17 protein-coding genes and 1 pseudogene are annotated in these 23,010 nt (G+C 64.5%); 13 read left to right on the forward strand and 5 right to left on the reverse strand.

The window, feature by feature from the left end:
* Positions 1–167: 167 nt before the first annotated feature.
* From gcvH to lipA, 5 genes are all read left to right on the forward strand, one after another.
* Positions 168–545 (forward strand): glycine cleavage system protein GcvH, encoded by a 378-nt coding sequence (gene gcvH, locus QN085_RS11810; RefSeq protein WP_023663082.1) that lies wholly within the window; start codon positions 168–170, stop codon positions 543–545.
* Positions 546–559: 14 nt separating this feature from the next.
* A complete protein-coding gene (gene gcvP / locus QN085_RS11815; RefSeq protein ID WP_041506062.1) occupies positions 560–3,430 on the forward strand; it encodes an aminomethyl-transferring glycine dehydrogenase in 2,871 nt (956 codons plus the stop codon).
* A gap of 61 nt (positions 3,431–3,491) precedes the next feature.
* Complete coding sequence (glyA, locus tag QN085_RS11820) at positions 3,492–4,745, forward strand: serine hydroxymethyltransferase (RefSeq protein WP_023663494.1); 1,254 nt, start codon at positions 3,492–3,494, stop codon at positions 4,743–4,745.
* 66 nt (positions 4,746–4,811) lie between these two features.
* Positions 4,812–5,936, forward strand: a complete 1,125-nt coding sequence (gene gcvT, locus QN085_RS11825) for a glycine cleavage system aminomethyltransferase GcvT (RefSeq protein ID WP_041506061.1) — start codon at positions 4,812–4,814, stop codon at positions 5,934–5,936.
* A gap of 24 nt (positions 5,937–5,960) precedes the next feature.
* Positions 5,961–6,929 carry a lipoyl synthase gene (lipA, locus tag QN085_RS11830; RefSeq protein ID WP_405047067.1) on the forward strand — a complete coding sequence of 323 codons (969 nt, stop codon included), beginning with the start codon at positions 5,961–5,963 and terminating at the stop codon, positions 6,927–6,929.
* A gap of 15 nt (positions 6,930–6,944) precedes the next feature.
* On the opposite strand, the pseudogene QN085_RS11835 reads toward lipA, so the two are convergent.
* From QN085_RS11835 to QN085_RS11845, 3 genes and pseudogenes are all read right to left on the reverse strand, one after another.
* Positions 6,945–7,119, reverse strand: a pseudogene (locus QN085_RS11835) (S-(hydroxymethyl)glutathione synthase); the annotation flags it as partial.
* Between the two features lie 15 nt (positions 7,120–7,134).
* Positions 7,135–8,268, reverse strand: coding sequence for an aminotransferase class V-fold PLP-dependent enzyme (locus QN085_RS11840; RefSeq protein ID WP_023663316.1), 1,134 nt, complete (start codon positions 8,266–8,268; stop codon positions 7,135–7,137).
* 223 nt (positions 8,269–8,491) lie between these two features.
* Positions 8,492–9,406 carry a LysR family transcriptional regulator gene (locus tag QN085_RS11845; RefSeq protein ID WP_013972367.1) on the reverse strand — a complete coding sequence of 305 codons (915 nt, stop codon included), beginning with the start codon at positions 9,404–9,406 and terminating at the stop codon, positions 8,492–8,494.
* 206 nt (positions 9,407–9,612) lie between these two features.
* Between QN085_RS11845 and QN085_RS11850 the strand changes: the two genes are divergently transcribed.
* The 3 genes from QN085_RS11850 (at position 9,613) to QN085_RS11860 (ending at position 13,888) form a co-directional block, all read left to right on the forward strand.
* The gene (locus tag QN085_RS11850; protein ID WP_015270146.1) at positions 9,613–10,635 is read left to right on the forward strand and encodes a zinc-dependent alcohol dehydrogenase family protein; all 1,023 of its coding nucleotides are present in this window, start codon (positions 9,613–9,615) and stop codon (positions 10,633–10,635) included.
* A 512-nt stretch (positions 10,636–11,147) separates the two neighbouring features.
* The gene (locus QN085_RS11855) at positions 11,148–12,533 is read left to right on the forward strand and encodes a hypothetical protein (protein WP_013972369.1); all 1,386 of its coding nucleotides are present in this window, start codon (positions 11,148–11,150) and stop codon (positions 12,531–12,533) included.
* A complete protein-coding gene (locus QN085_RS11860) occupies positions 12,533–13,888 on the forward strand; it encodes an aminotransferase class I/II-fold pyridoxal phosphate-dependent enzyme (RefSeq protein WP_023662941.1) in 1,356 nt (451 codons plus the stop codon). Before QN085_RS11855 ends, QN085_RS11860 begins: the two co-directional genes overlap by 1 nt.
* A 133-nt stretch (positions 13,889–14,021) precedes the next feature.
* Here the strand turns inward: QN085_RS11860 and QN085_RS11865 are convergent, their stop codons facing one another.
* The gene (locus QN085_RS11865; protein WP_041506060.1) at positions 14,022–15,332 is read right to left on the reverse strand and encodes an MFS transporter; all 1,311 of its coding nucleotides are present in this window, start codon (positions 15,330–15,332) and stop codon (positions 14,022–14,024) included.
* 65 nt (positions 15,333–15,397) lie between these two features.
* Positions 15,398–16,711 carry an L-fuconate dehydratase gene (locus QN085_RS11870; protein ID WP_023663021.1) on the reverse strand — a complete coding sequence of 438 codons (1,314 nt, stop codon included), beginning with the start codon at positions 16,709–16,711 and terminating at the stop codon, positions 15,398–15,400.
* A gap of 101 nt (positions 16,712–16,812) precedes the next feature.
* Here QN085_RS11870 and QN085_RS11875 point away from each other — a divergent pair, with 101 nt between their 5' ends.
* From QN085_RS11875 to QN085_RS11895, 5 genes are all read left to right on the forward strand, one after another.
* The gene (locus tag QN085_RS11875) at positions 16,813–17,760 is read left to right on the forward strand and encodes a LysR family transcriptional regulator (protein ID WP_023663020.1); all 948 of its coding nucleotides are present in this window, start codon (positions 16,813–16,815) and stop codon (positions 17,758–17,760) included.
* Between the two features lie 34 nt (positions 17,761–17,794).
* Positions 17,795–18,748, forward strand: a complete 954-nt coding sequence (locus tag QN085_RS11880; protein WP_023663019.1) for a LysR family transcriptional regulator — start codon at positions 17,795–17,797, stop codon at positions 18,746–18,748.
* Between the two features lie 304 nt (positions 18,749–19,052).
* Positions 19,053–20,594, forward strand: a complete 1,542-nt coding sequence (locus tag QN085_RS11885; protein ID WP_013972439.1) for a UxaA family hydrolase — start codon at positions 19,053–19,055, stop codon at positions 20,592–20,594.
* 34 nt (positions 20,595–20,628) lie between these two features.
* Positions 20,629–21,687, forward strand: a complete 1,059-nt coding sequence (locus QN085_RS11890) for an Ldh family oxidoreductase (protein WP_013972440.1) — start codon at positions 20,629–20,631, stop codon at positions 21,685–21,687.
* A gap of 20 nt (positions 21,688–21,707) precedes the next feature.
* Positions 21,708–22,925: a fumarylacetoacetate hydrolase family protein gene (locus QN085_RS11895; protein ID WP_041506059.1), complete on the forward strand. Its 1,218-nt coding sequence runs from the start codon at positions 21,708–21,710 to the stop codon at positions 22,923–22,925.
* The last annotated feature ends 85 nt before the right edge of the window (positions 22,926–23,010 follow it).

The raw sequence follows: 23,010 nt of genomic DNA on the forward strand, positions 1-23,010 counted from the left end.
CGGGCCCGGGCCACGGAGCGAATACGCTCCATCGCGCAGGCTTGGGATGGACCGAAATAAAACAGCAAGCCATTGATGTATAAGGGTTTTAAAGAGTTGGCATCACCCTTGCTCTGTATCAGTCAGTCCTGCATCAGGACCTATCTGATAACAAGAGAGGAAGATCCATGAGCATGCTGCGTTTTACTCCTGAACACGAATGGCTGCGTCTGGAAGCGACTGGCGAGTTGACCGTCGGCATCACCAGCTATGCCCAGCAGGCCCTGGGTGACGTGGTGTTCGTGCAACTGCCGGAGCCGGGCGAGTACGGAGAGGGCAACGAAGTCGCGGTGCTCGAGTCGGTCAAGGCCGCCAGCAACATCACCATGCCTTTGCGCGGCACCGTGGTTGCCGTCAACCAGGCCCTGGCCGACGACCCCGAGCTGGTCAACACCTCGCCCATGCAGGACGGCTGGTTCTTCCGCATCCAGGCGGCCAACCCGTCGGAGCTCGACGGCCTGATGGACCAGGACGGCTACGACCGCTTCCTGGCCGACAACGCCTGAGCCAGGGGGCAGAGATGACCAATGCATCCATCCCGCTGGGCACTGACAACGAATTCATCGCCCGCCACATCGGCCCGCGCGAGGGCGATATCGACGCCATGCTGGCGCTGGTCGGCCATGACTCACTGGAAGCCCTGATCGACAGCGTCATCCCCGCCAGCATCAGGGGCACCAGCGTGCTCGAGCTGAGCAAGGGGCAGGGCGAGGCTGAAGCCCTCGCCGCACTCAAGGCCATCGCTGCGAACAACCAGCTGTTCAGCAACCACATCGGCCAGGGCTATTACCCGTGCCACACGCCCACGCCGATCCTGCGCAACCTGCTGGAGAACCCGGCCTGGTACACCGCCTACACGCCATACCAGCCGGAAATCTCCCAGGGCCGCCTGGAGGCGTTGCTGAACTTCCAGACCCTGGTCAGCGACCTCACCGGCATGCAGATCGCCAACGCCTCGTTGCTCGACGAAGCCACCGCCGCCGCCGAGGCCATGACCTTCTGCAAGCGCCTGGCGAAGAACAAGGCCCCGGCGTTCTTCGCGTCCAGCCATTGCCACCCGCAGACCCTCGATGTGCTGCGTACCCGTGCCCAGCCACTGGGTATCGACGTGGTCATCGGTGATGAAGCGTTGCTGGATGGCCAAGCCCTGGACGGTTATTTCGGCCTGTTGCTGCAGTACCCGGCCAGCACTGGTGCCATCACCGACTACCGCGCCCTGGTACAACGCGCCCATGCGGCGGGTGCGCTGGTGGCTGTGGCCGCTGACCTGCTGGCACTGACCTTGCTGACCCCACCGGGTGAGTTCGATGCCGACGTGGTGCTGGGCAGCGCCCAGCGCTTCGGCGTGCCGCTGGGCTTTGGCGGCCCGCATGCGGCGTACTTCGCCACCCGCGATGCGTTCAAGCGCGACATGCCCGGCCGCCTGGTCGGCGTGTCCATCGACCGCTTCGGCAAGCCTGCCCTGCGCCTGGCCATGCAGACCCGCGAGCAACACATCCGCCGCGAAAAGGCCACCAGCAACATCTGCACCGCGCAGGTGCTGCTGGCCAACATCGCCAGCATGTATGCGGTCTACCACGGTCCCCAGGGCCTGGAGCAGATCGCCCGGCGTGTGCACCGGCTGACCGCGATCCTGGTGCAAGGGCTGAAACAGCTCGGGCACAAGGTCGAGCAGGCGCACTTCTTCGACACCATCAGCGTGGTCACCGCGAGGCCTTTGGCCGATGTGCTGGCTGCCGCCAATGCGGCACGCCTGAACCTGCGCCTGATTGACGAACTGCGGGTTGGTGTGTCGCTGGATGAAACCTGCGAACAGGCCAGTGTCGAGGCCCTGTGGCAGGTGTTCGCCGAACCCGGCCAGGCGCTTCCAAGCTTCACCGCGTTGGCCGCCGGCAGCAGCGATTGCCTGCCCGTGCCACTGCTGCGCGCGACCCCGTTCCTGCTACACCCGGTGTTCAACCGCTACCATAGCGAAACCGAACTGATGCGCTACCTGCGCCGCCTGGCCGACAAGGACCTGGCCCTGGACCGCAGCATGATCGCGCTCGGCTCGTGCACCATGAAGCTCAATGCCGCCAGCGAGATGGTCCCGATCACCTGGCCCGAGTTCGGCGCCCTGCACCCATTCGCCCCGGCTGAGCAGTCGCAGGGTTACCGCCAGCTGACCGATGAACTGGAGGCCATGCTCTGCGCGGCCACCGGCTATGACGCCATGTCACTGCAGCCCAATGCCGGTTCCCAGGGGGAGTATGCCGGCCTGCTGGCAATCCGCGCCTACCACGCCAGCCGTGGCGAGGCAGGGCGCGATGTATGCCTGATCCCGTCGTCGGCCCATGGCACCAACCCGGCCACGGCGCAGATGGCCGGCATGCGGGTGGTGGTGGTCAACTGCGACGAGCGTGGCAACGTCGATGTCGCCGACCTGCAGCTCAAGGCCGAGCAGCACAGGACGCAACTGGCTGCGCTGATGATCACCTACCCCTCGACCCACGGCGTGTTCGAAGATGCCATCACCCGCATCTGCGACATCATTCATGAGCACGGCGGCCAGGTGTACCTGGATGGCGCCAACATGAACGCCATGGTCGGCCTGTGCGCCCCGGGCAAGTTCGGTGGCGACGTGTCACACCTGAACCTGCACAAGACCTTCTGTATCCCCCATGGCGGTGGCGGCCCCGGTGTCGGCCCGATTGGCGTCAAGGCGCACCTGGCGCCGTTCCTGCCCGGTCACGCCCATCTGGCGAACCCGCGGGGCGCGGTCAGCGCGGCGCCTTATGGCAGTGCCAGCATCCTGCCAATCACCTGGATGTACATCCGTATGATGGGCGGGGAAGGGCTCAAGCGCGCCTCGCAGCTGGCGATCCTCAATGCCAACTACATCGCCCGCCGCCTGGAGGAACACTACCCGGTGCTGTACACCGGCGAGAACGGACTGGTCGCCCACGAGTGCATCCTCGACCTGCGCCCGCTCAAGGACAGCAGCGGCATCAGCGTCGAGGACGTGGCCAAGCGCCTGATCGACTTCGGCTTCCATGCCCCGACCATGTCCTTCCCGGTGGCTGGCACGCTGATGGTCGAGCCGACCGAGAGTGAGTCCAAGGAAGAACTGGACCGCTTCTGCGCAGCGATGATCTGCATCCGCGAGGAAATCCGCGCCGTGGAAAACGGCACCCTGGACAAGCTCGACAACCCGCTGAAGAACGCCCCGCACACCGCCACCGAGCTGGTGGGCGAATGGCCCCACGGCTATGCCCGGGAGCTGGCGGTGTACCCGCTGGCCGAACTGCGCGACAGCAAGTATTGGCCGCCGGTGGGGCGCGTGGACAACGTCTACGGCGACCGCAACCTGGCCTGTGCCTGCCCGCCGCTGTCGAGCTATCAAGATGCCTGACCCTGCCGGCCCGGACGCTTCCGGGCCGTGCTTGCCGACCGAACAACAAGGAATCTCACCCATGTTCCACAAGAGCCTGACCCTGTCCGATTTCGACCCTGCACTGTCCGCGGCCATCGGCCGTGAAGTGCAGCGCCAGGAAGACCACATCGAGCTGATCGCTTCGGAAAACTACACCAGCCCCCAGGTGATGCAGGCCCAGGGCACCGAACTGACCAACAAGTACGCCGAAGGCTACCCCGGCAAGCGTTACTACGGGGGCTGCGAGCATGTCGACGTGGTCGAGCAGCTGGCCATCGACCGCGCCAAGCAGTTGTTCGGTGCCGGTTATGCCAACGTCCAGCCACACTCGGGCTCCCAGGCCAACGCGGCGGTCTACCTGGCTCTGCTGCAGGCCGGTGATACCTTGTTGGGCATGAGCCTGGCTCATGGTGGCCACCTGACCCACGGGGCCAAGGTGTCGTCCTCGGGCAAGCTGTACAACGCCGTGCAATACGGCATCGATGCCAACGGCCTGATTGACTACGACGAAGTCGAGCGCCTGGCGGTCGAGCACCAGCCGAAGATGATCGTGGCTGGTTTCTCGGCCTACTCGAAGACCCTCGACTTCCCGCGTTTCCGGCAGATCGCCGACAAGGTCGGGGCCTACCTGTTCGTCGACATGGCCCACGTCGCCGGGCTGGTCGCGGCAGGCCTGTACCCCAACCCGCTGCCGTATGCCGATGTGGTCACCACCACCACCCACAAGACCTTGCGCGGGCCGCGTGGCGGCCTGATTCTGGCCAAGGCCGACCCGGAGCTTGAGAAAAAACTCAACTCGGCGGTGTTCCCAGGCGGGCAGGGCGGGCCGCTGATGCACGTGATCGCGGCCAAGGCGGTGTGCTTCAAGGAGGCCCTGGCGCCTGGTTTCAAGGATTACCAGTGCCAAGTCATCAGCAACGCCCAGGCCATGGCGCAGGTGTTCATGCAGCGCGGTTTCGACGTGGTTTCCGGTGGCACCGACAACCATTTGTTCCTGGTCAGCCTGATCCGCCAGGGCATCACCGGCAAGGATGCCGACGCCGCGCTGGGCCGTGCGCACATCACGGTGAACAAGAACGCGGTGCCCAACGACCCGCAGTCGCCGTTCGTGACCTCGGGCCTGCGCATCGGTACCCCGGCAGTGACTACCCGTGGGCTCAAGGAGGCGGAATGCCGCGCCTTGGCGACCTGGATCTGCGACATCCTCGACCATCTCGGTGATGCCGACGTCGAGGCCCAGGTGGCGCGCCAGGTGGCAGCGCTGTGCAAGCTGTTCCCTGTCTATCCGGCCTGACCTCAGGGCTTGGCGGCTGTCGGCAGTGTGCCGGCAGCCCATATCATCGAAGGCCAGGAGCCAGCCATGACCACAGAACAACTGCAACAAACCCCGCTGCACGACCTGCACCTGGCGCTGGGGGCACGCATGGTGCCATTCGCCGGTTATGCCATGCCGGTCCAGTACCCGCTGGGTGTGCTCAAGGAACACCTGCACACCCGTGAACAGGCTGGTCTGTTCGACGTTTCGCACATGGGCCAGATCCGCCTGCGCGGCGCAGAGGCCGCCAGGGCGTTGGAAGCGCTGGTGCCGGTCGACATCATCGACCTGCCGGTGGGCATGCAGCGCTATGCGCTGTTCACCAATGACGATGGCGGCATCCTCGACGACCTGATGGTGGCCAGGCTGGGTGACGACGAGCTGTTGCTGGTGGTCAACGCCGCCTGCAAGGAGCAGGACCTGACCTACATGCGCCAGCACCTGGAAGGTTATTGCGAGGTCGAGTCGTTGTTTGCCAGCCGGGCCTTGCTGGCCCTGCAAGGCCCGGCGGCGGCCAAGGTACTGGCGCGACTGGCGCCCCAGGTTGCCGGCATGACTTTCATGCAGTTCGCCAGTGTGAGGCTGCTGGGTGTCGACTGTTACGTCAGCCGCTCGGGCTATACCGGCGAAGACGGCTACGAAATCTCGGTACCGGTCGAGGCGGCGCCCATGCTTGCCCGTTCGATGCTGGCCGAAGCCGAGGTCCAGCCCATCGGCCTGGGGGCCCGTGATTCGCTACGCCTGGAGGCCGGGCTGTGCCTGTACGGCCATGACATGGCGGTGCACACCACGCCGATTGAGGCCAGCCTGGGCTGGGCGATCTCCAAGGCCCGGCGTGCCGAGGGTGAGCGCGCTGGCGGCTTCCCCGGCGCCGAGCGCATCCTTGCCCAGCAGCACGAAGGCGTGGCCAGCAAGCGCGTGGGCCTGCTGCCTGCAGAGCGCGTGCCGGTGCGTGAAGGGGCAGTGATCATCGATGCTCGGGAGCAGGTGATCGGCCGGGTCACCAGTGGCGGTTTCGGTCCCAGCCTGGGCGCGCCGCTGGCGATGGGCTACCTGCAGAGCGAGCAGGCAGCGCTGGGCACGCAAGTGTTCGCCCAGGTGCGCGGCAAGCACGTGCCGATGCAGGTGGTGCGCACACCGTTCGTGGCGCAACGTTACTACCGTGGCTAAAGGCCAGACTGTCGGAGCATGAGCATGAGTAAAATCCAGACTGCCCCTAAGCACCCGCAGCCCTTGCAGGTCGGGGTGAAACTGCGCGGCGCCGACAAGGTGGCGCGCATCCCGGTGAAAATCCTGCCCACCGAGCAGGTGCCGCGCAAACCCGACTGGATTCGCGTGGAGATTCCCACCACGCCGGAAGTGGCACGGGTCAAGGCCCTGCTGCGCAAACACAAACTGCACAGCGTGTGCGAAGAGGCGTCCTGCCCGAACCTGGGCGAGTGTTTCTCGGGCGGCACGGCGACGTTCATGATCATGGGCGACATCTGTACCCGCCGTTGCCCGTTCTGCGATGTTGGCCATGGCCGGCCTAAACCACTGGATGCCGATGAGCCGACGAACCTTGCCATCGCCATTGCCGACCTTGGCCTGAAGTATGTGGTGATCACCTCGGTGGACCGTGACGACCTGCGCGATGGCGGCGCCCGCCACTTCGCCGATTGCCTGCGCGAGATCCGCAGGCTGTCGCCGGGTATTCAGCTGGAAACCTTGGTGCCGGATTACCGTGGCCGTATGGACGTTGCTCTGGACATCACGGCGCAAGAGCCGCCAGATGTGTTCAACCACAACCTGGAGACCGTGCCGCGCCTGTACCGGGCGGCACGGCCGGGCTCGGACTTCGAGTGGTCGCTGGACCTGCTGGAGCGCTTCAAGCAACGCCTGCCGGCGGTACCGACAAAGTCCGGCCTGATGCTAGGCCTGGGCGAGACCGATGCCGAGGTGGTCGAGGTGATGCAGCGCATGCGTGAGCATCAGGTTGACATGCTGACCCTGGGGCAGTATCTGCAACCGTCTCGCAGCCACCTGCCGGTGCAGCGCTTCGTGCACCCTGACACCTTCGCCATGCTTGCCGAGCAGGCCTTGGCTATGGGGTTCAGAAACGTGGCCTCCGGGCCGCTGGTGCGCTCGTCTTACCACGCTGACCGGCAACTGCAAGCAGTTTAAGGGTTCAGATCACCATCATTCGCGGTAAGTGCCTTTTTGCTTGGCGGCGTGAACCGCGAGTGCATCCATGAGTGGGGGGCGACAAGCAGTCGTAAGGTTCCAGGCCAAGTACACGCAGACGCTCGCGAATTGCCGCCATCTGTGCCGGTGGCGTGCCGCTTTCGATCACCGAGGACACGAAAGCGGCAAATGCCAGGATGAGGCCTTAGTTCACCATCACTTCGTCCAGTGCCTGCTCGAGGGTGCTGACCGTGCGCTCGATATTGTGCAGTTTTTCGAGCCCGAACAGACCGATGCGGAAGGTCTGGAAGTCGGCCGGCTCGTCACATTGCAACGGCACTCCGGCGGCAATCTGCAGGCCGTGCTCGACAAATTTCTTACCGCTCTTGATATCGGCATCATCGGTGTAGCTCACCACTACGCCTGGGGCCTGAAAGCCGGCTGCGGCCACGCTCTTGATGCCTTTGCCGGTCAACATGGCGCGCACCCGATCGCCCAGAGCCTGTTGTTCGCCGCGGATCTTGTCGAAACCGTAGGCTCGCATCTCGTTGATTACTTTGTTAAATCGCGCGAGAGAGTCGCTGGGCATGGTCGCATGATAGGCATGCCCGCCCTGTTCGTAGGCCTGCATGATCTGCAGCCACTTTTTCAGGTCGCAGGCGAAACTGCTACTCTGCGTCTGCTCGATACGCTCCAGGGCCAGAGCACTGAGCATCACCAGGGCGCAGCAAGGGGAGGCGCTCCAGCCTTTCTGTGGAGCGCTGATCAGCAGGTCGACTGCGCACTTTTGCATATCAACCCATATCGTGCCTGAGGCGATGCAGTCGAGCACGAACAGGCCGCCCACCGCATGCACAGCGTCGCCGACGGCCCGCAGGTAATCGTCGGGCAGGATAATCCCGGATGAGGTTTCAACGTGGGGGGCGAAGACAATCTGCGGCTTGTGCGCCTTTATCGCCGCCAGCACTTCGTCCAGAGGGGGCGGAGCGTAGGCAGCCTGGCGACCAGTGTCGACCGGTCGGGCTTTCAGCACCGTGGTGGCCGCCGGGATGTTGCCCATCTCGAGGATCTGGCTCCAGCGATAACTGAACCAGCCGTTGCGTATCACCAGGCATTGCTGACCGGTGGCAAACTGGCGCGCTACCGATTCCATGCCGAATGTACCGCTACCGGGCACTACCGCAACAGCCTGGGCGTTATAGACCTGTTTCAGGGTCTGGGAAATGTTCTTCATCACGCCTTGAAACGTCTGCGACATGTGATTGAGCGAGCGGTCGCTGTACACCACCGAGTACTCGACCAGCCCCTCAGGATCAATGCTGGGATAAAGCTTCGACATGGGTGACTCCTTTGGCAGGGATGTCATTGGTATCGACCCTGTATTTAGCCTTGTCAAATGCCAAGATTGACCGGGACTGATGAAATCCATGTAATACCGCGGCGCCTGCTTCGCGGCTGAAGCCGCTCCCACACGGGGGGCGTGGCGTTCTTGCCGGCCAAGCGTGAAAGCCTTGATCCATAGAGCCTGGGCCATTTGCGCGATGAGGTGTTGGGGATCGTGCTCAGAGGCTGTCCGGATCCCCGAAGAACATCTGAATCCGCGACCGCAACCACCGCTCCGCCGGGTCATTGTCCTGCGCCCCGCGCCAGGCCATGTGCAGTTCGAAACTGCGCACATCCAGCGGCAGATCCTCGGCCCGCAACCCACCCGCCGCGGTCAACGCATCCGCCGTGTAGTCCGGCACCGTAGCGACAATATCGGTGCCCGCCAGCAAGCTCCCCAGCCCGTTGAACTGCGGCACCGCCAGCACCACATGGCGCTTGCGGCCAATCTCTTCCAGCGCCTCGTCGATGAACCCCGACAGGTCCCCGGCAAACGACACCAGCGCATGCGGCCGCGCGCAGAAGTCGTCCAGGGTGATGGCGCCGGGAACGCTGTCGGCGCGCAGCAGTTTCGGCATGCTGCGGCGCAGCACCTTGCGCTTGGCGTTGGCTGGCAGCTCGCTGGTGTAGCTGACCCCCACAGAGATCTCGCCCGAGGCCAGCAGCGTCGGCATCAGCAGGTAATTGACCCGGCGCACCACCAGCACGATACCCGGCGCTTCGGCGCGTATGCGCTTGAGCAGCTGCGGCAGCAGGGCGAATTCGGCGTCGTCCGACAGGCCGATGCGGAACACCGCATTGCTGGTGGCCGGGTCGAATTCGGCGGCGCGGCTGACGGCGGTGGAAATCGAGTCCAGCGCCGGGGACAGCAGGGCGAAGATCTCGTGGGCCCGGGCCGAGGGCTCCATGCTGCGGCCGGTACGCACGAACAGCGGGTCGTCGAACAGGTTGCGCAGGCGTGACAGCGCCGCGCTGATGGCGGGCTGGCCGAGGAACAGTTTTTCCGCGGCACGGGTCACGCTGCGTTCGTGCATCAGCGTTTCGAACACGATCAGCAGGTTGAGGTCTACGCGACGCAGGTCGTTTCGATTCATCGGTGAGCTTCGCCTGAAGTGGGGCAGAGGTGAATCTTAAGGCCAAAGGCTGGTACCCTGCACGGGTTTAGGGGGACCAATCGCAGGGAAAGTCAGGTGCCCAATCGATGACAGGCATGTCGACTATTAATGACCACTGATGGTCTAACCGGCAAAGCCCGGATAAAGTCCGTGGTAATTAGAGGTTCACAAAGGCGAGGTATGCGATGTCCCGCATGATCCGTTTCCACAAGTTCGGCGCTGCCGATGTGCTCCGTTGCGAGGAGCAGGCCGAACCGTCACCTGCTGCCGACGAGGTGCAAATCCGCGTCGAGGCGGTTGGCGTCAGCTGGTATGACGTGCTCTGGCGCCAGAACCTGGCACCGTCCCAGGCACGTCTGCCGGCGGGGATCGGCCACGAGATGGCCGGGGTGGTGACCGCGGTCGGTGAAGGGGTCGAGGATATTGCGGTGGGTGACCGTGTTGCCAGCTTCCCGGCCACCAGTGCCAACGACCACCCGGTGTATGGCGATGTCATCGTGCTGCCGCGTTCGGCCATTACCCGTTATCCGGATGTGCTTACCCCGATCGAGGCCAGCGTGCACTACACGCCGCTGCTGATCGCCTATTTCGCCTACGTCGACCTGGCCCGGGCGAAAGCCGGGCAGACGGCGCTGGTCACCGATGCCAGCCACTGCGCGGGCCCTGCCTTCGTGCAACTGGGCAAGGCCCTGGGGCTGAAGGTGTTCGCCGCCACCAAGGAGCCGGAACAGCGTGAGTACCTGCTGGGCCTGGGCGCCGACAAGGTTATTGTCACCGAAGAGCAGGACCTGCTGCTGCAGGTTGGCAAGTACACCGATGGCCGTGGTGTGGACATGGTCCTGGATGGCATGGGTGGGCCGCAGATGTCGCTGCTCGGCGATGTACTGGCACCGCGCGGCAGCCTGGTGCTGTATGGCCTGCAAGGCGGGAATCAGACGCCATTCCCGGCTTGTGCGGCGTTCCAGAAGAACATCCAGTTCTATGTGCACTGCATCGGCAACTTCACCGGCAAGCCGGAGCTGGGTATCAGCCAGGACCAGGTGGCGCTGCAGCGCGCCTTGCGCGATATCAACCAGTTCACTGCCGACCAGTTGCTGACACCGCAGATCATCAAGGTTTACCCGTTCGAGCAGGTGGTCGAGGCGCATCGCTACATGGACCAATGCCCATGCGGCGGGCGCGTAGTGCTGGACATGGCGCAACACTGACAGCGGTCTGCGTCATCAGGAAGCCCGGGCAGAGTCCCGGGTTTTTTGTGTCTGGTACATCATGATTGATGTTCAAAAAAGGAAATTTCCTACAATAAAAAGAGATGGGGATTATATTTAAGCTATCACCGGAGGTTGGTCGAAATATCCGGCCAAGCTTTTTGCCTTGAATTGTTATTCCCTCGCGGTCAATGTGTTTTCTCACTTCTTCTGAATGGTTTTTTTACCCTGATCTGTATCTTCTATTCGCCTTGCATCCCTCGATAATGGCTCAATGATAGTTTGCGCAAGGAGCGTGGAATGAGCATGGCTATGCCCAGGCCAGGGCGGTGTATGGCAGCGGCGGGGCGTCGCTACGATGCGTTTTTCTCGATGTCTTGGCGACAGTGACTGGTTACGTCATTACTTCCAATTAGTTGTAGGAAATTTCTTCTGGAAAAGTTCAGGGCATGTTGATGTTCAGGTTCTCTGATCAACGTGCGCTGGCTGCATGAAGTTGATGAGGTGATTTCGTGACTGCTATTCACGACCAGGCAATGCACTATATCTACCAGCAAGTACTCGAGCGCTTGCTCAGTCATATGTCACAGGCGCAGCGTGCTTCCTTGCAGTTGCTGATACAACGGCTGCTGGTTGCTGCAGGCGGGCCAGAATACATCGGCACCTACCGCTTGCTGGTGCTGCAAGGCAACGATCACCGCAGCGCCCGGCTGCTGGCGATGCTGCGTGCCGCACAACTGAGTATCGCCCTGCGTGCGCCGGTAACCTTCCAGCTGCGGGTGCTGGTAGTGAGCCTGCCCGTGGCTGACAGTGCCACGCTCGAATGCCATGAGCGCGGCTTCAATGCGCTGTTCTTGCAGGATGACCCGCGGGTGCAACTGCAGATGATCAGGGGGCGTGAAGTAGTACCGTTCAGCCGGCATGCTCCTGCCGCACCCGAGAGCTGGCTGTTGGCGAGGGACGCCATGCTGATGTTCGGTCACCTGGTCGACGCCAGCCCCGAAGCGCTGCTAGGGAGTCGTCTGCACCTGGAGTTGGCGGCCGCGGTGGGCTTTGCGCTGCAGGCCCATACCCCTGCGGATGTATTGATCACCGCCATCCCGGCGTGCCAGCGCCGCCGGTACCTTGCCTGGGCACGGCGCAGCTTGCGCCTGGCAGGGGAGCGGGGTTCGCATGCGGTGCACCAGTGCCTGGCGACGCTGGCACAGGGGCTCAGTCGCCTGCACGGCAGCATCGGGGGCCCATCGAGCGCCCTGGCGGAACCGGCCGTGGGGGCGGCGCCGCAAAACACGCCGGTGCGGTTGATTGCCATTGACGACCTGCTGCCGCCATTGCTCGAAGAACAGCAGCTTGACCTCATGCTCGGTTGCCGCTTCGAGGGGGGCCAGGACGCCCGGCCATTGGCCGCGTTCGTCGAGCCGTTGGCCCCGGCGCAGTTGCAGCAACTGCACGCGCGCAGTCTCGAACCGCAGGCAAGTCGCCCGGCATTGCGGCTGGCTGGCCAGCCGGGCGCCAACAAGCGGCGCGATGTGCATCAACTGCAGTTCGGCAGGGCATACGGCATCAACCAGATCCAACAGGTGTGCCTGCTGTTCAGCCCGTTTGCCAGGCAGGGGAAGAACCTGGAGCGCTTTCTGCAGTGCTGGCATGCCGACATGCTGGTGGCGCTGCCATATCTGCATCGGGCCTTGCAGGGTAAACCCTGCCCTGAAGCGGTGAAAAACTGGCTGGTGAACACCAGCGGCCTGCCGCTGGGGCAACTCAGGTTGATCTATGGCGGGGGCCTGCCGCTGGCCTCCTGGCGCCTGATGAGCCATCTGGCCCGTCGCGATGTACAGCTGAGGTTGCTGCCGCGGCGGGCAGCGGGGCGGCGGCGTGGTCATGCGGGGCCGCCTTGATGGAGCAATCGGGCGCCGGAGAGTTCGCCTATCGCAAGGTCTATCGCTACCTGGAAGCCTTGATCGACCAGGCTCCACGAAGTGGCCCCTGCCGTTTGCCGTCGTTGCGCGAGTTGGCCCGGCGGTTGCGGGTGTCATTGGCCACCGTACAGAGTGCCTACAGCCTGCTGGAAGAGGAGGGCCGCGTGCAATGCCTGCCCAGGTCGGGCTATTACGTACAGGGCGCTGCCAAGGATGCTGCAGCGGCCATGCCCCTGCAGGCCCCCCTGCCGACACAGCCGATGCTGGAGCGAACCCTGCTCAGCCACGAACGGCGCCTGGCACGTCAGCGCACGCACAATGGTGCCCCTTGGGACGCGCCCGGCAGCGCCCGCCTGCGCAATGCCGTCGCAGAACGCTATACCCGTTCCTCCAACCGGTACTGGCGTGCCGAGGACGTTCAGTTGGCTCCGGATGTGCAGGCGTTGCTGGAGACCTTGCTGGCGGCGTTGGCTGTGCAAGGTGGAACCGTGGTGGTGCACTCGCCCTGTTGCTGGCAGGTACTGCGCGCGTTGGCCCGCGCTGGCATGCGAGTGTTGGAGGTACCACTGGATACCTGCGGCAACCCGGACCTGCGCGCCCTGGCCTGGCTACTGGATAGCGAGCCGGTGTGCATGCTCGTGATGCCGTCGTGCCTTGGCATGCCGCAGGGGCGGCTGGTATCACCGCACTATCAGCAGCAGCTTGGCCAGATGCTTGGGCAGCACTCTGTATGGGTGCTGGAAAACGACCTGGACAGTGAGCACTGTTACAGCGGGCCGCCGAATATGCGCCTGCGCGATTGGGTCGACCCCCGCTGGCTATTGGTGATGGGGGCGTTCGATGCCGCAGTGGGGAGCGAGGCGCCCTATGCCTACTTGCTGGGCCATGATGCCGGGCTGGCCAAGGCTTTCGCGGAGCGTGCGTTTCGGCTTGCACCGCTTCGCCTGCAAGCGCTGGCGCACATGTTGGGCAAAGGCGAGATCGAGACGCAACTGGTGCGGCTACGTACGGACCTGCAAAAGCGTATGCAATGCCTGGCGCGTGAGTTGCAGATGCAGTTCGGCCAGCGGGTGGTGTTGGAAATGCCGGAGGGTGGCCGGACACTGTGGGTGCGCTTTCGCCAGCCACTGCCGTGGGCGGATATTGCCGCGTCGTTGGCGGGTTCAGCGCTGCATGCAATGCCGGGCGAGCAGTTCAGCTTGCAGGGGCGCTACCAGCAGTGCCTGGCGATGGCCTGGCTGGGTGATCACCCGGGGGAGCTGCAACAGGCGGTAGAGCGCCTGGCGCAGGTGCTGGAACTGCGCTGTGGCCGGCCCGCCGGCGCTACACCTTGAGCCGCCGGGGTTGCGTTGCAACCCATCGCCGGCAAGCCAGCTCCCACGGGTGCAGCGTTGAACTCAAGGTTGTCGCTGTACCTGTGGGAGCCGGCTTGCCGGCGATTAGGCCCTGGCAGGCAAACGCCTCCTGTCAGCGATTCGCTTGCTCCTGCCCTTGCCGCAAGCGGGTACTGACCAGCGCTGCCATCACCAGCAACGCGGCGATGATCCACAAGCCATTGCGGGTACTGCCGGTGGCCTGCTCGATCAGGCCCATCACCGATGGGCCGACGAAACCGCCAAACAGGCCGCAGGTGGTGACAAAGGCCAGTCCTGCCGCCAGGGCGCTGCCACTCAGGCGGCTGGAAGGGAAGACGAAGATGATCGACTGCACCACGAACAGCATCAGGGCAGTCAGCGAAAACCCGATCAGGCCGATGAACGAGTTGGCCAGCGACGCCAGCAGCAGCCCGGCCGCCATGGTTAGCAGGCCGCCGAACAGCAGGGTGCGGCAACGACTCGGCGAGGTGGCCAGGCGTGGGAAGGTGGCGGCGCCGATGGCGGCAGCAATCCACGGTAAGGCGGTCAGCAGGCCGACCTGGAAGGGCGACAGCGCGCCGTAGGTGCCGATGATGCCCGGCAGGAAGAAAATCACCGTGTAGATGGTGATCTGGTGCACGAAGTACACCACGATCGCCAGCCAGATCTGCCGGTCGCGGAACATCTGCCCCAACTTGCTCTGCTGCGGTGCGGCGGCCCGCTCCGCAGCCAGGCGGCGCTCGATGTCCTCGGCTTCGGCGGCCGACAGCCAGGGCGCCGAGGCCGGGCCATCGGGCAGTTTCTTCCATACCACATAAGCCAGCGCCACTGCCGGCAGGCCCTCGAGCACGAACAGCCATTGCCAGCCGTGCCAGCCCAGCACACCGTCCATTTCCAGCAGGGCACCCCCCAGCGGGCCGCTGAGGATGTTGGCCAGGCACACGCCCAGCAGGAAGTAACCCGTGGCGCGGGCACGCTGTTCACGGTCGAACCAGTAGGTCAGGTACAGCATCACGCCGGGGAACAGGCCCGCTTCGGCGACCCCGAGCAACAGGCGCATGACGTAGAACGAGGTTTCGCCCTGGACGAAGGCCATGCCCGCCGAGAGCAGGCCCCAGGTGATCATGATGCGGGTGATCCAGAAGCGTGCGCCCACCCGATGCATGATCAGGTTGCTGGGTACTTCGGCCAGGGCATAGGTGAGGAAGAACAGGCCGGCGCCCAGGCCATAGGCCGCTGCCGACAGACCGAGGTCGATGCCCATGCTGGCCTTGGCCAGGGCAATGTTGGTCCGGTCAAGGAAGCTCATCACGTAGACAACGATGAGCAGTGGCATCAATTTGCGCAGCAGCAGGCCGTTCAGGCGCTGTTCGGTGGTGGCGGCAGGGGCGGGCGCCGCTGCAGTACCGGTGAGGATTGTCATTGTTTTTTCCCCGTGGAAAGAGCTGGTGGCGTGCCGCGCAAAGGCGGCACTCCCAGGTAGGTGGGTCAGGAACGGTTGATGTCGAGCCACACCGCGCCGTTGGGGTACTGGTAGCGCTCCAGGGTCTCGGCATGCATTTCGATGCTGTAGCCCGGGCGTTGCGGTGGCATGTAGCGCCCGCGGCGGATCACCACCGGGTCGATGAAATGCTCGTGCAGGTGGTCGACGTACTCCAGCACCCGGTTGTGCAGCGAGGCCGACACCGCGATGTAGTCGAACAGGGCAATGTTCTGCACATATTCGCACAGGCCGACACCGCCGCCGTGCGGGCACACCGGTACGTCGTACTTGGCAGCCATCAGCAGCACGATCAGCACTTCGTTCAGGCCACCCAGGCGGGCCGCGTCCAGTTGGCAGAAGTCCAGCGCGCCGGCCTGGAACATCTGCTTGAACATCACCCGGTTGTGGCAATGTTCACCGGTGGCCACGCCAATCGGCGCAATGCGCTGGCGGATGGTGGCGTGCCCGAGGATGTCGTCCGGGCTGGTCGGCTCTTCGATCCACAGTGGTTCGAAGGCGGCCAGGCGGCGCATGTTGGCGACGGATTCCTCGACGCCCCATACCTGGTTGGCATCCATCATCAGGGTGCGCTCCCAGCCAATTTCGTCGCGCAGGATGCTGGCGCGGCGAATGTCTTCCTCCAGGTCCGCACCGATCTTCTGCTTGATGTGGGTCCAGCCATCTTCCACCGCCTCGCGGGCCAGCTTGCGCATCTTTTCTTCGCTGTAGCCCAGCCAGCCCGGCGCGGTGGTGTAGCCGGGGTAGCCTTCGCGCAGCATCTGCGCTTCGCGCTGGGCCTTGCCCGGGGCCTGGCGGCGCAGCAGGGCGATGGCTTCTTCGGGGGTGAGCACATCGGTGACGTAGCTGAAGTCCAGGCAGCGCACCAGTTGCTCGGGCGTCATGTCGGCCAGCAGCTTCCACACCGGCTTGCCTTCGTGCTTGGCCCACAGGTCCCACACGGCATTGATGATGGCGGCAGTGGCCAGGTGGATCACGCCCTTTTCCGGGCCCAGCCAGCGCAACTGGCTGTCGCTGACGGTGAAGCGGTGCCAGAAACCGCCCATGTCGGCCGTGATTTCCTCCAGGGTAAGGCCGACGATCAGCGGCGCCAGCGACTGCACCGCCGCCGCGCAAATCTCGTTGCCTCGGCCGATGGTGAAGGTCAGGCCGTGGCCTTCGAGGGCCTCGGCGTCGGTGTGCAGCACCACATAGGCCGCTGAATAATCGGGGGCGCTGTTCATGGCGTCGGAGCCGTCCAGCGACAGCGAAGTGGGGAAACGAATGTCGCGAACGCTCAGGTGGGTAATACGTATGCTCATGGTCGGCTCTTGTTCTGTTCAAGCACTGGGGGACCTGACTGTAGGTTGTCGAGCGATACAGGCATAATCGCCAAATCTTAACCAGCGATACCGGATTCGATATGTCTCGATTGCCACCCGACAGCGCCCAGGCGCCTGCCAGCCTCGGCGCATTGAAGATCTCCAGCCGGCAGATCACGCTGCTCAACGCCTTGGGCGAGTTCGCTAATCTGCGCCGTGCTGCCGCGGCGATGCACACCACGCAACCGGCAGCGAGCCTGTTGCTGCAACAGCTCGAGGAACGCCTTGGCGTACGCTTGTTCGAGCGTTTGCCACGGGGCATGCAAGCGACGCTGTATGGCGAAGTGATGATCCGCTATGCGCAGAACGCGCTGCATGAGTTCGAGCACGCCCAGGCGCAGATTGCCGAGCTGGCGCGCGGGGCTCAGGGCCTGGTGAGGGTGGGCAGCGTCATGGGCCCGGTGCCGGGTGTGCTGACCAGGGCGGTACTGGCCTACAAGCGCGATCACCCCAAAGTGCGCATTTCCCTGGAGGTTGGCACCAGCGACACCTTGCTGCCGGCCTTGCTGCGTGGCGACTTCGACATGGTGGTGGGGCGCCTGCCGGACCAGAGCGACAGCCAGGAATTGAACATCGAACTGTTCGAAGGCGGTGAGCAGATGCGCGTTATCGCCCGCGCAGGCCACCCGCTGGCCAATGCCACCGGGCTGCAACTGGCCGACCTGGTGGCGTCGACCTGGATACTGCACCCGATCGGCAGCCCGATGCGCCGCCGCGTCGAAAGCGCGCTGCAGGCCGGCGGCATGGTGCAGTCACTGGATATCGTCGAAACTGCCTCGATCCTGGCTACCACCGCCATGCTCGAAGCCTCCGAGATGATTGCGGTGGTGCCCGATGACGTGGCCAAGCATTATGCCCGCTATGGCATGGTCGCCATCCTGCCGGTGGAACTGCCGCTGGCCATGGCCAACCTGGGCGTGCTGACCCTGCGCTCGCGGCCCAACTCGGTTGCCCTGGACACCTTGCTGCACTACCTGCGGGCGCAATAGCCCTGCCTTTTCACTTGCCTGAGGCCCTGCGTCAATGCCGCCGGACATGACCCATTCCAGCTTTTGCAACTGGATCCGCTACAAGCACCTGGTGCTGATCGACACCTTGGCGCGCACCCGCAACATGCACGCCACCGCCACGCGCATGAACCTGAGCCAGCCGGCACTGAGCAAGATGTTGCGTGACCTTGAGGAGCAGTTCGGCTTCGCCCTGTTCGAGCGCCTGCCGCGGAGCATGCCACCCACCGAACTGGGTGAATATGTGGTGCGTTATGCCCAAGGCGCGCTGGCCGAGTCGCAACAGTTCGTCGACCAGGTAAACCGCCTGCGCAATGGCGGGCACGGCTTTATCCGCGTTGGCGGGATCTTTGCCGCCACCGCGCTGGTGTTGCCGCAGGCCATCGCCGCGATCAAGGCGCGCAGCCCGTTGCTGTCGATCGAAGTGGTGGAGCATTCCAGCGATCACTTGTTGACCATGCTGGAGCAGAACAAGCTCGACATCATGATTGGCCGCTTCACCGAAGAACGCTTCAGCCAGCTGTTCGACTTTCAGCCCCTTGAGCCGGAACCGTTCAGCTTGGTGGTCAACAGCGAGCACCCGCTCAACCAGCTGGAAAGCACGCCGCTGACAGCGCTGGGCGACTGGCCGTGGGTGCTGTACCCGGTGGGCACGCCGATCCGCAACCGCCTGGAGCAGGCCTTCCGGATTGCCGGCATTGCCACGCCTGCCGACAGCGTTGAAACCATCTCCATGCCGATGTTCCTGCAATTGCTGCAGGCGGCGCCGATGATCGCCATGTTGCCGCGCTCGATGGTTGCCGCGCAGTTGGCCAGCGGCCAACTCAAAGAATTGCGCAGCCCCTTGCACTTGGCGGCGCTGGAGTACGGCGTAGTTACCCGCAAGGACGAGCCGCTGAGCGCTTCGGCCCGTGCGTTTGTCGAGATTTTGCTGGAGGGCGCGCGGCGCCGTCAGCAGGAACAGAGATAAAGCCCATGGGGCCGCTCCCACAGCGATCGCGCCACCTTGTGGAATTTGAGCAAGACAGTTGCTCCCACAGGGACAGCGCATGGCTTGATGTCAATGCAGTCGGTGTGGGAGCTGGCTTGCCTGCGAAGGGCTGCGCAGCGGCCCCAATGGCCCTCAAAGTGATTGATAAACGCGCTCTGATACCTGCTTTTGATAACCCAAGGTTATCGCACGATCGGATCATCTCATTGGGAATGTTGCCCAAGGCTTCTTACAGTGGTCGCAGCCATAACAAGAAGCCAGCCGCACCGCCCTGAGAGGTCCCATGCAACTGATTGCCAAATCCGGTGACCTTGCCGTCATCCGCCTCAACCCGCTGGACAACGTGCTCATCGCCCGCCAGGCCCTGCCACAAGGCATGCGCCTGGACGCCGAGGCGATTACCGTGCGTCAGCCGATCCCCTCGGGCCACAAGCTCGCTACCGAGCGTGTAGAGCAGGGCCAGCCCCTGCGCCGTTACGGGCAGATCATCGGTTTTGCCTCTCAGGCCATCGACGCCGGCGAACACGTGCATGTGCACAACGTGCAGATGGGCGATTTCGCCCGTGACTACGCCTTCGGTGTCGACACCCGCAGCCAGCCCGGCCGCGAGGCACAGTTCCAGGGCATCGTGCGCACCGATGGCCGGGTCGCCACCCGCAACTACATCGGCATCCTCACCTCGGTGAACTGCTCGGCGACCGTGGCCCGGGCCGTGGCCGACCATTTTCGCCGCGACATCCACCCTGAAGTGCTGGCTGATTACCCGAACATCGACGGCGTTGTGGCGCTGACCCACGGCGCCGGCTGTGCGGTGGACCCCAGCGGTGAAGCCCTGGGCCTGTTGCGCCGCACCCTGGCCGGGTACGCCGTACACCCCAATTTCGCTGCCGTGCTGATCATCGGCCTGGGCTGCGAAACCAACCAGATCGAAAGCCTGCTGGAAACCCAGGGCCTGCAGGCCAGCGCCCAGCTGCGCGCCTTCACCATCCAGGGTATCGGCGGCACCAGCAAAACCATCGCCGCCGGTATCGAGCAGGTCAAGGCGCTGCTGGCCGAGGCCAACCAGGTGCAGCGACAGCCGGTCAGTGCACGGCACCTGGTGGTCGGCCTGCAATGTGGCGGTTCCGATGGCTATTCCGGCATTACCGCCAACCCGGCGTTGGGCAATGCCGTCGACCGTCTGGTGGCCGCCGGCGGCACCGCAATCCTCTCTGAGACCCCGGAAATCTACGGTGCCGAGCACCTGCTCACCCGCCGTGCGGTCAGCCGCGAGGTTGGCGAAAAGCTGGTGGCCCGCATCCGCTGGTGGGAAGACTACTGCCAGCGCATGAACGCCGAGCTGAACAACAACCCCTCGGCCGGCAACAAGGCCGGGGGCCTGACCACCATCCTCGAGAAGTCCCTCGGTGCGGTGGCCAAGGCTGGCTCCAGCAACCTGGTCGATGTGTACCAGTACGCGGAAGCGGTGCACGCCCAGGGCCTGGTATTCATGGATACCCCCGGTTACGACCCGGTTTCGGCCACCGGTCAGGTCGCTGGCGGTGCCAACCTGATTGCCTTCACCACCGGCCGTGGCTCGGCCTACGGCTGCGCCCCGGCGCCGTCGATCAAGCTGGCCACCAACAACCGGGTGTTCGAGCACCAGGAAGAAGACATGGACGTCAATTGCGGCGGTATCGCCGACGGCTCCACCAGCATCGAGGAGCGCGGCGCGTTCATCTTCGAACAGATGCTGCGCATCGCTTCCGGTGAGCGCAGCAAGAGTGAGCTGCACGGCTACGGGCAGAACGAATTCGTGCCCTGGCAGATCGGTGCCGTGACCTGATCGCCAGCCCTGTCCCATTTCCGAGGCAACCGCAATGACTCAAGCCACACATTACAACGTGCAAACGCTCACCACCTTCGTCGAGCGGCTGTTCGAAAAGGCCGGCGCCGACGCCGAAGTCGCCCAGGTAGTGACCCGGGTACTGCTCGAAGGCGAATTGCTGGGCCATCGCACCCATGGCCTGAATCTGGTCAGCCGCTACATCGACGGCATGCTCGGCGGCCAGGTCAAGGCCCGCGCTCAGGTACTGGAGCAGGTGTCGGACAGTGGCATTTCCAGCCTGTTCGATGGCCACTACGTGTTGGGGCCGTACTGCGTCAGCCGTGCTCTGGACTGCGCGGCAAAGGGCGCCACTTTGCAGGGTATCGGTATCGCCGTTGTGCGCCGTGCCGCGCATATCGGCTGCCTGGCAGCCTACCTCAAGCCTTACACCGACCAGGGCCTGGTAGCCATGCTGTATTCCTCGGACCCGTCGGTAGGGCTGGTCTGCGCCCATGGTGGCGTCGACCCGGTGTACACCCCCAACCCGATTGCCGCGGGCATCCCGACCCAGGGCGAGCCGATTCTGCTGGACGTGAGCATGTCCACCGTCACCCTCGGCCTGGTCGGCCAGTGCCGCGACGCCGGCAGCCGCCTGCCGCACCCGGTGCTGGTGAGCAATGACGGGCAACTGAGCGACGACCCGCGCGACTTCTTCACCAGCCCGCAAGGCAGCATCCTGCCCTTGGGTGGCCAGGCTTTCGGCCACAAAGGTTTCGCCCTGGCGCTGCTGGTAGAAGCCCTGACCTCGGGGCTGGCCGGCCATGGCCGCAAGGACGCACCAGACCAGTGGGGTGCCTCGGCCACCGCCGTGGTCATCGACCCGCGTTTCTTCGGCGGCCTGCAAGCGTTCACCGACGAAACCAGCTTCCTCGGCCGGCTGGTCCTGGCCAGCCGGCCACTCGACCCCGAGCGCCCGGTGCGCCTGCCTGGGCAGGCTGGCCTTGCCTTGCGCCGCCAGGCCCTGGAGCAGGGCGCAAGCCTTTCGTCACAGCTGGTGGCCGACCTTGACCGCCTGGCCGGGCAGCTGCAACTGCCGGCACTTTCCCAATGAATGACAGTAAGGGTACACACATGACTGATCGAGCGAACGGCAAGCGACCGCTGCCACTGAATCACGATGCCAGCGCGTTCGACAGCGGCAGTTGGGTAGGGCGGGTCTGGCTGCCGGAGCAGGGCCCTGCGGTGGTACTGGTGAAGGCCGGTGCCGTGCACGACATCAGCGCCCATGTAGCCACCGTCTCGGCCCTGCTGGAGTTGGCCGACCCGGTGGCCTACCTGCGCGGCCTGCCGCTGGCCGAGCCACTGATCGGGCTGCCAGCCTTGCTGGGCAACAGTGACCCGGCCCGACGCGACCCGCGCCAGCCATGGCTGCTGGCACCCATCGACCTGCAGGCGGTGAAGGCCGCTGGGGTGACCTTCGCCACCAGCCTGCTGGAGCGCGTGGTCGAAGAGCAGGCCAAGGGCGACCCGGCCAAGGCCGATGCCATCCGTGACACCCTGGCCAGCCGCATCGGCGCCGACCTGTCGCAGATCGTGCCGGGCTCGGCCCAGGCCGAAGCGCTGCGCAAGGTGCTGGTGGAGCAGGGCCTGTGGTCGCAGTACCTGGAAGTGGGTATTGGCCCGGATGCCGAGGTGTTCACCAAGGCCCAGCCGCTGTCGGCGGTCGGCCACGGCGCCGACATCGGTATCCACCCCAAGTCGAGCTGGAACAACCCCGAGCCGGAAGTAGTGCTCGCGGTGTCGAGTGATGGTCGCATCAAGGGTGCGATGCTCGGCAACGACGTCAACCTGCGCGACTTCGAAGGCCGTAGCGCCTTGCTGCTGTCCAAAGCCAAGGACAACAATGCCTCCACCGCGCTTGGCCCGCTGCTGCGCCTGTTCGACGAAAGCTTCGGCCTGGATGACGTACGCGCCGCCGAGGTGGACTTGCAGGTGGTGGGCGAAGACGGTTTCATCCTCGCCGGCCGCAGCTCCATGCGCCAGATCAGCCGCGACCCGCAGGACCTTGTGCAGCAAACCCTCAACGAGAACCATCAGTACCCCGACGGCCTGGTGCTGTTCCTCGGTACCTTGTTCGCCCCCAAGCAGGACCGCGACCAACCGGGCAACGGCTTCACCCACAAGCCGGGCGATGTGGTGAGCATCAGCAACCCGCAACTGGGTACCCTGTGCAACCGCGTGACCACCAGCGACCTGGCACCGCAGTGGCACTTTGGCCTGCGTGCGCTGATCGACAGCCTCGGCCGACGCGGGCTGCTGGAAGTTGCAACCACCGCGCGCCAGCCTTGAGCGGCGCGCTGCGTCAGGGAGGGCGCAGCTTGAACGAAGGACCGCCAAGGCGCGGACAGCGCGGCAACAATAATAATAAAGGTCA

Source organism: Pseudomonas sp. M2(2023), assembly GCF_030263955.1.
In the GTDB taxonomy this organism is placed as follows: Bacteria; Pseudomonadota; Gammaproteobacteria; order Pseudomonadales; family Pseudomonadaceae; genus Aquipseudomonas; species Aquipseudomonas asiatica.

Bases quoted from the DNA above. Each gene is read 5' to 3' on its own strand.
- QN085_RS11885 (WP_013972439.1), top strand. From the start codon at position 19,053: ATGCAACTGATTGCCAAATCCGGTGACCTTGCCGTCATCCGCCTCAAC.
- QN085_RS11875 (WP_023663020.1), top strand. From the start codon at position 16,813: ATGTCTCGATTGCCACCCGACAGCGCCCAGGCGCCTGCCAGCCTCGGC.
- QN085_RS11880 (WP_023663019.1), top strand. From the start codon at position 17,795: ATGCCGCCGGACATGACCCATTCCAGCTTTTGCAACTGGATCCGCTAC.
- gcvT (WP_041506061.1), top strand. From the start codon at position 4,812: ATGACCACAGAACAACTGCAACAAACCCCGCTGCACGACCTGCACCTG.
- gcvP (WP_041506062.1), top strand. From the start codon at position 560: ATGACCAATGCATCCATCCCGCTGGGCACTGACAACGAATTCATCGCC.
- gcvH (WP_023663082.1), top strand. From the start codon at position 168: ATGAGCATGCTGCGTTTTACTCCTGAACACGAATGGCTGCGTCTGGAA.
- QN085_RS11865 (WP_041506060.1), bottom strand. From the start codon at position 15,332: ATGACAATCCTCACCGGTACTGCAGCGGCGCCCGCCCCTGCCGCCACC.
- QN085_RS11870 (WP_023663021.1), bottom strand. From the start codon at position 16,711: ATGAGCATACGTATTACCCACCTGAGCGTTCGCGACATTCGTTTCCCC.
- QN085_RS11845 (WP_013972367.1), bottom strand. From the start codon at position 9,406: ATGAATCGAAACGACCTGCGTCGCGTAGACCTCAACCTGCTGATCGTG.
- QN085_RS11890 (WP_013972440.1), top strand. From the start codon at position 20,629: ATGACTCAAGCCACACATTACAACGTGCAAACGCTCACCACCTTCGTC.
- QN085_RS11850 (WP_015270146.1), top strand. From the start codon at position 9,613: ATGTCCCGCATGATCCGTTTCCACAAGTTCGGCGCTGCCGATGTGCTC.
- QN085_RS11895 (WP_041506059.1), top strand. From the start codon at position 21,708: ATGACTGATCGAGCGAACGGCAAGCGACCGCTGCCACTGAATCACGAT.
- glyA (WP_023663494.1), top strand. From the start codon at position 3,492: ATGTTCCACAAGAGCCTGACCCTGTCCGATTTCGACCCTGCACTGTCC.
- lipA (WP_405047067.1), top strand. From the start codon at position 5,961: ATGAGTAAAATCCAGACTGCCCCTAAGCACCCGCAGCCCTTGCAGGTC.
- QN085_RS11840 (WP_023663316.1), bottom strand. From the start codon at position 8,268: ATGTCGAAGCTTTATCCCAGCATTGATCCTGAGGGGCTGGTCGAGTAC.
- QN085_RS11860 (WP_023662941.1), top strand. From the start codon at position 12,533: ATGGAGCAATCGGGCGCCGGAGAGTTCGCCTATCGCAAGGTCTATCGC.